This window comes from Acidisphaera rubrifaciens HS-AP3 (assembly GCF_000964365.1).
In the GTDB taxonomy this organism is placed as follows: domain Bacteria; phylum Pseudomonadota; class Alphaproteobacteria; order Acetobacterales; family Acetobacteraceae; genus Acidisphaera; species Acidisphaera rubrifaciens.
In genome coordinates this window covers 1-7,176 of sequence record NZ_BANB01000688.1, presented here as the reverse complement: position 1 = coordinate 7,176, position 7,176 = coordinate 1, and the positions used below count along the sequence as shown (strand labels likewise).

At 68.5% G+C, this 7,176-nt stretch carries 7 protein-coding genes; all 7 read right to left on the bottom strand.

Going from position 1 to position 7,176, the window contains the following annotated elements:
* Nucleotides 1–4: 4 nt before the first annotated feature.
* Nucleotides 5–877, bottom strand: a complete 873-nt coding sequence (locus tag B8460_RS16460) for a DUF1217 domain-containing protein (protein WP_048862700.1) — start codon at nt 875–877, stop codon at nt 5–7.
* Nucleotides 878–881: 4 nt separating this feature from the next.
* A complete protein-coding gene (locus tag B8460_RS16455; RefSeq protein ID WP_048862699.1) occupies nt 882–1,259 on the bottom strand; it encodes a flagellar biosynthesis regulator FlaF in 378 nt (125 codons plus the stop codon).
* Nucleotides 1,260–1,290: 31 nt separating this feature from the next.
* Nucleotides 1,291–1,740, bottom strand: a complete 450-nt coding sequence (locus tag B8460_RS16450; RefSeq protein WP_048862698.1) for a flagellar biosynthesis repressor FlbT — start codon at nt 1,738–1,740, stop codon at nt 1,291–1,293.
* Between the two features lie 72 nt (nt 1,741–1,812).
* Nucleotides 1,813–2,673 (bottom strand): flagellin, encoded by an 861-nt coding sequence (locus tag B8460_RS16445; RefSeq protein WP_048862697.1) that lies wholly within the window; start codon nt 2,671–2,673, stop codon nt 1,813–1,815.
* Nucleotides 2,674–2,785: 112 nt separating this feature from the next.
* Complete coding sequence (locus B8460_RS16440) at nt 2,786–3,862, bottom strand: flagellin N-terminal helical domain-containing protein (protein ID WP_048862696.1); 1,077 nt, start codon at nt 3,860–3,862, stop codon at nt 2,786–2,788.
* Nucleotides 3,859–5,391 (bottom strand): flagellar hook-associated protein FlgK, encoded by a 1,533-nt coding sequence (gene flgK / locus B8460_RS16435; protein WP_048862695.1) that lies wholly within the window; start codon nt 5,389–5,391, stop codon nt 3,859–3,861. The genes B8460_RS16440 and flgK overlap by 4 nt, the downstream gene beginning before the upstream one ends.
* A 23-nt stretch (nt 5,392–5,414) precedes the next feature.
* Entirely contained in the window at nt 5,415–6,731 is a 1,317-nt protein-coding gene (gene flgE / locus B8460_RS16430) for a flagellar hook protein FlgE (protein WP_048862694.1), read from the bottom strand.
* Nucleotides 6,732–7,176 lie beyond the last annotated feature (445 nt).

The window sequence follows — 7,176 nt, the reverse complement described above, 5'->3', positions numbered from 1 at the left end:
TGGATCAGACGACCAGGCCCTGTGCATGGACCGCGAGGGAGTCGAGGCTGGTGCCGCCCCCCGTCGTGGCGGTGTTGCCGGCGGCGGCGAGCAGGTATTGCTGGGTGAACGCGTTGACGAAATTCGGATCCTGGAACTTGCTGATGTCCACGCGCGAGGAAATCGCGGTCTCCTGCGCGGTGAGGTCCTGGAAGGCGATCTGCTGCGGGATGCCGAGGGCGGTCGTCACGACGGTGCGCAGGGTGGAGTCGCCGAGGATCTGGTCGACGGAGGTGATCGAGCTTGCCTGCTGCTTGAAGCTCAGCGCGTTCGATAACCCCGGCACCGCGCTGTCGAGCGACTGCCGCCACAACACTTCGGTGTACCCGTTGGCGATGGTGCTGAGGACCTGCGGATTCTGGATCACCGCGAGCCCCTTGGTCGCGAACTGGTAGGTCTGCGCCGCGGATTTCCAGTTGGTGTTCGTGAGCTGGTTGACCAGCGAGTTCGGGTCGCTGGGATCCGACATCAGCGCCTTTTGCGCCAGCGCGGTGAAGCCGGTCTGGCTGCCGAGCCCGTTGGCCGTGAGCAGGACGTTGAGCACGTCGGGGTTCGACAGGAGCTGCTGGACGCTGGTCGCTCCCTGGACCGCCGCATTGAACTGCGCCAGCGTCCGCTCGACCTGCGGCTGCTTTGCCTCGTTCGCGATGCCCTGTGTCTGCGTCGCCTGCGCTTCCTGCAGCGCGACGATCGGGTTGCCCGTCGTGATGCCATAGGGTGGCGCCGTGCTCGTGCCGCCGCTTCCGGCGAGCCCATAGATCGTGTCGATCATCGACGCCGAGGACGCGGCGCTGCCGCCGCCGCCGTAGAGAGTCAGCAGATAGGCGCTGTCCGACATGGCGTCATGCCGACATCTTGGCGGGGGCGGCGGCCGGTGCCGTCCGCGACAGGCCGGCAGCGATATTTTCGTTGACCGCGATCAGGAAGTCGAAATCAGGCTCGGGCCGCTGCATCTCGCGCTGGACCGCGCGGCCGACGGAGGCGATCGCGGCGCGCAGGTCGATCGGCAAGGCGTTTTCCGGATCGATCACCAGATCGGAGACGAGCAGCCAGAGCCGCCGGTTGTCGGCCAGGGCGCGGGCGCGCACGAGCCCGTCGCCGCCGCGACACGCACGCAGCGCACCGTTGGCCCGGCGGAAGACGTCGGCCTCCTGCTCGCGCAGCGACCGGTTGCTGGACGCCGTCTGATAGGCCTGGGCGGCATGCCGGTGATCAGCCATCAGGAATACTCCGGAAATTGTTGGCCGTCGGTCAGGGATGCCGGTCGGGCGAGACGGTCGCCGGCCGGGGCGGTGTCGGCGCCGGGCGCTGTTGGCCGAGCACCGCATCCTCGTGACGGATGATGCGCCGGACCAGCTTCAACGCCGTGTAGCAGTCGTCGGCCTCGGCCGCCGCCAGGGCGCGATCGAGGATTTCGCGGGCGAGGGCGGAGGTCGTCGCGCGCTGGAACGCCGCGATGAAGGTGCGTGCCGCCGCCATGCCGCAAGGCCGCTCGGTGTCGGTTCCGATATAGGCCGTCTGCAGCGCGAAATAGATGCGCCGTGCCGGGCTGTCGGCCTGGTCGGGCGGCATGATCTGCTTGCCGAACAGGAAGCGCGCGTGCGCGGTCAGTTCGATGCGGGACTTTGTCCGAAATCGGATCGGCGTGCCGTTGACGATCATCGTCTCGCCTTGACGAAGTTCCAGGACCAAATGCGACATGGGGTGCCGATCCGCGTGCGACGGGAATACGCCGGTCGGGAGGGAGCCTGCGCCCCCTCCCGACCGTCGGGATCAGAGGCCGTACAGCTTCAGCAGCGATTGCGGTGCCTGATTGGCGACAGTGAGCGACTGCGTGCCCAGCTGCTGTTGGATCTGCAGGCTTTGCAGTACGGCGGACTCCTTCGCCAGATCGGCGTCGATCAGCGAGCCGAGACCCGATGTGAGCGAGTTCATCTTGTCGCTGTTGTAGCTGATCTGGTTGGTGACGTAGTTCGTCTCCGACCCGTATTTGTTCAGTGCGTTTGCGACAGAATTGAGCTGCTTGATGAAGCTGCCGCCGTTCGTGATCAGGGCGGCGATGGATTTTGCCGCCGTGGTCGTCGTGCTCGAAATCTGCGCCGAGAAGGTGATCCCGTTATAGAGCGCCGAACCGCTGAAGGTAGCCACGTTGTAGGTGCCGCCGGACTCGTTGCGGACGACGTTGACCGAGTTGACGGTCGCACCGCCGATATCGCCGATCAGCGACTTGCTGTTATAGCTCGAGTCCGAGATGAAGCTGCGTACCTGCGCCACCAGTGCCTGATACTGCGAGGCATATTGCGTCCGCTGCGTGCCGGTCGTGTTGGCGTCGGCCAGCTTCACGAGAACGTCGCGCGCCGAGTTCAGCGTATTCGAGATGTCGTTGAGCGCCGAACTGGTGGTGCTGAGCAGACCCTGCACGTTGCCGAGCTGCTGATTGGCGCTGGTCAGCGCGCCGATGTCCGAACGGACCCGTTGCGCGATGGCGTATGCGGCGCCGTCGTCGGTCGCGTCGGCCACGCGGTAGCCGGTCGAAATCTGCTTCTGCGCGACCGCGAGCTGCGAGTTGATGGAGTCGAGCGACGAGAGCGCGACCTGTGCGCCCACGTTGGTGATGATCGAGTTGAGGGCCATGGTGTCTTACCTTCCGTCCCATCGTTGCCACATGACCCCGCCGTTTTGGGGCGTCGCGCAGAGGATGCAGGCAAGGGGTTAAGACAGCGTGAAGCGGTGGACCCCGATCCACTCAGAGATACTGGACAAGCGAAAGTTTCGGCAGGCCCGCGATGAGCTGATACGACGCCTGCAGCTGCGTGTTGGCGAGCGAGAGGGACGTCGCGGTCTGCGCGAGGTTGGCCTGCGTCACGTCGGCTACCTGATTGCCGAGGGCGGTCGCGGTATCGCCGATCAACGTCGCCGTCTTGCCGAGCTGCGTCTGGCGGTCGCCCAGGATGCCGGCATCGGTGGACATCGCGCCCACGGCATCGTTGAGGCTGGTGCGCGTGTCCTGCATCAGGGCCTGGAACCCGCCCGCCGACAGGCTGGACGGCGTCAGGGACGCAACCGTCGCGAGACCGCGCAGGATGTCGCGCATATAGGAACCGGTCGTCGACGTGCCGGACGACGCCGCATCGCCGTTGCGGTTGGCGAGCATCACACCCGCCACCCTCTGCCCCGGTCCGGTTTCGACCGTGGTGCGTCCGTCGCCGGCCGCCGCGAGGCTTTCCAGTGTGGCGGAGAACGGCGTGGTGCCGGGGCTCGTGGAGCCCGCGATCGCCAGGGTGGCCGCGGCGGTGGCCGTCGCGCCGGCGGTCGGGAGGGCGCCGACCGCGCCGCTGATCTGCGCATAGAAGCCGGATGTGAGGATGCTCCCCGGATTCGGCACCGGCGGGTTGGCGCTGTCCTGCCCGGCGAAGACGTAGCTGCCGCCGTACTGCTCGTCGAGCAGGCCGGCGACCTGTGTCAGCGCCGACTGGGCGGCGGCGGCGACGCTGCCGACCGACGACGCATCGAGGCCGTTGAGGGTGTTGAGCTGCGCGATGATTCCGGTGGCCAGCGTGCCGATCTGCGACAGCGCGGTCTGGGCCACGCCCATCGGGCCGGCGGCGGCGGCGATGCCGGTCTGGATCGCCTGGTCGCGCGCGATTTGCGGCTGCAGGTCGAGCGCGGTCGCGGCACCCTGGCCGAGACCGGCGTAGTCCTGGGCGATCAGTCCCGTCGATGACTGCTCGGTCAATGTCGCGATCCGCTGGCTGACCTGCTGGCTGTTCGCCAGCAGCAGATCCGACAGCGCATAACCGGTCGCGGAGATGCCGCCGCTCATCCCATCACCGGCGTGATGGCGGTCAGCAGCGTGGTGAACATCGACTGCACCGCCGAGATCACCCGCGCATTGGCGCCGTAGGCGTTCTGCAGCTGCGTCATCGCGGCAAGCTCCTGGTCCATGTTCACCCCATCCTCGGACGCGAGCCGGCTGCTCAACGTCGTCTGCACCGATGCCTCGCTGCTCGCCTGGGCCGTGGCGGCGGCGCTGTCGGCGGATTGCGAGGCGATCATCGTGGAGGCGAGGCCGGTCAGGTCCGGCGGCGCGGCATAGGGCGCCGCGAGCGTGCCCGACGGGCCGAGGCCGGTGGTCGGGGTCGCGGGCTGCGCCACCCCCGCCTGCGCGTCGCTGCCGAGGGCGTAGTCCAGCACGCGGCTGATCAGCGTGCCGAAGGCGGCGGGGCCGCCGGCCGGGTTCGGGGTGAAGGCCGACGCGCCGGTCGGGCTGCCGGCGATCGCGAGGTTGCCGTCGCGCACGAGCGAGGGCGAGGCGGCGACCGCCGGGTTGACCGTGATCTGCCCGGCGTAGCCGACATAGCCCGACTGCGTGTAGGGGCCGGTGCTGGCCGGCAGCGAGCCGTCGCCACGGGTGAACAGGCTCAGTCCCTGCGCGGCAAAGCGGTTAGACAGCTGGGCGCTGAACTCGTCCAGCTCGGCCTGATAGGTGGGCAGCGTCCGGTCGCGCAGCGTGAGGTCGGCGCCGAGCGAGCCGCCCGTCAGCGCGCCGGTGACATCGGTGCCGCCCAGCGTGATGGCCGGGATGCTTTCCGGATAGGTCGCCGCCGCGCCCAGCTGGGCGCCCGACGTCGTCAGCGGGTTCGTTGCGTGCGTGGGCAGCATGAGGCCGCCGCCGGCGATCACCAACATGTCGCCGTTCGGCTGCGCGAGCGTGCGCACGCTGACCAGCGACGACAGGCTGGCGACGGCCTTGTCGCGCTGGTTTTCGAGGTCGGCGGTGCTTTGGCCGAGGGATTTCAGGTTGATGATCTGGTCGGACAGCGTGCCGATGGTGCCGAGATCCGTGTTGATCGCGGCGACGGCGCTGACGACGCCGTCCTGTGCCGTCTGGCGCTGCTGCTGATAGGACTGGCTGATGCTGTTGATGCCGTTCGCCAGGGTCTGCGCGGCGGTCACCACTGCCTGCTGGCTGGCGGCGCTGGACGGATCGCCGGCGAGCGTGGTGAAGGCCGTCGTGACCCCCGCGAGCAGGCTGGGCAGGTCGTTGCCCGCGCCGGGCGTGCCCTGCACCGCGTTGATCGCCGACAGGGCGGTCGCCGTCGTCTGCGCCCCCGCCGTCGATGCGTTCTGTCCCAGCAGCGTCGCCTGCAGCGTCGTGTCCACGAGGCGCGTCGCCGGCAGGAGCCGCACGCCCATGCCGGTGCCGCCGGCGGTGACGGCCTCCTGCGCCGCCACTTCCGTCGCGTAGCTGGGCGTGCCGGCATTGGCAACGTTCTGCGAGATCAGCGCGAGCTGCGTCTGGATCGCGTCGATCCCGGTGCCGGCCGTCGCAAGGGCGCCATCCAGACCCATGACGAAGGTCTAGCGGCGAATGGTTAGCGCTTCATGTCGAGCGTCGTCTGCAGCAGCGTGTCCGCGCTGGTCACCACCTTGGCATTGGCCGAGTAGGCCTGCTGCGCGACGATGAGCTGCGACAGCTCGGTCGCGAGATCGACGTTCGACGTCTCCTGCGAACTGGTGACGAGGTTGCCGGCCCCGCCGCTGCCGGCGTTGTTGGCGAGCGGCGTGCCGCTGGCATCGGTCGCGGTGAAGGCCTGCCCGTTCTGCCGCTGCAGCTGGTCGGGCGCGTCGAACGTCACCACGGGCACTTGCGCGATAGTACGCGACTGGCCGTTGTTGTAATTCACCACCACGTCGCCGTTGGTCTGCGTCGTCACGCTGCTGAAGCTGCCGGGCGGCACGCCGTTCTGCGTCAGGCCGCGCAGGGTATAAGTTGTTCCCGCATACTGGACCGTGCCGTTCGACGAGCCGAAGGTGCCGAGGCTGACGGTCACCGTCTGCGGTCCGGAGCCGAAATTGGTGGTGAAGCTGAACGTCGCGGGCTGGTTGGCCCCGCTGGTGGACCCGGTGATGGTGCCGGGATCGGCGCCGTCCACAGCGATCGCCGAGGGCGTGCCCGCCGGCGCCGTCGTGCCGTCCGCCATCGTGCCGCCGAACGAGACGTCCGCCGTGCCGCGGTCGGCCGTGCCGCTGGTGTCGTCGGGCGAGGCGACCTGCACGCTCCATTGATTGGTGCCGGTCGGCGTCCAGTTGAGGTTGACGGTGTGGGCCGTGCCGAGGGCGTCGTAGACCTGCAGCTGCGACGTCACCGGGCTCGCGGTCGCGGGCAGGTTGGCGGAGAGCTGCACGCTCGTCGTGGCCTGCGGCTGATAGGTGGACTGGCTGACCTGGATCGGCACCAGCGCGGACTGGTTGACCACCCCGGTCGCCGGATTGACGCTCCAGCCGTTGAGGAACTGGCCGGCGCTGTTGACGAGATAGCCGTTCTTGTCCATCGAGAAGTCGCCGGCACGGGTGTAGTATTGCTGCGAGGAGAAGGTCGGCTGGCCGTTGGCCGTGCCGTCCGTCTCGCTCACGGCGAAGAAGCCCTGACCGGCGATCGCCATGTTCAGCGGATTGTCGGTCTGCGAGATCGTGCCCTGGACGTTGTTGACGTAGTCCGGCCGCGCGACGACCGATCCGGGGTCGTTCACCTGCGGCGTGCTCTGCGTCAGATAGTCCTGGAACGACGTGTCGACGCGCTTGTAGCCGACGGTCTGGCTGTTGGCGACGTTGTCGCTGATGTTGCTGAACGCGCCGGCCTGGGCGGTCAACCCGCTGATTGCGGTGTTCATGGCGCTGAACAGGGACATCGGCACGCTCCTTTCTCTCGCGTCGGTCCGCGTCGTCCGTGCGAAGGCGACGGCGACGACGACAGGAACGATGACAGCAGAAATCATGCCACGGCCCGCGTGACGTTGAACGGGGGCGGCTCGCCGCGACACGGCATGCGATGCGGCAGAGGCTGCCGAGAGGAGGCAGAATCTGCCGCGCCAGGGGGGGCAGACTCCGCCGGGCCCATGCCGTCCGGCGTTGTCTGCCGGACCCGTCGCGCCGCGCCGCGGCATTTTCGGACTGGCGCGGCGTTTGCTGTCTGCTGGCGCATCATGCGTGCAACCGTCGTTTCCCCCTCATCGGCCGTGCCCGACGTTGCACCCGTAATCAACGGTGCGCCGGCCGGCGGCGGCGCGGCCCATGCCGGCGGCTTCGCGGCGCTCGTTGACGCCCTCGCGGCGACGCCGGGCAAGACGGCCGCCG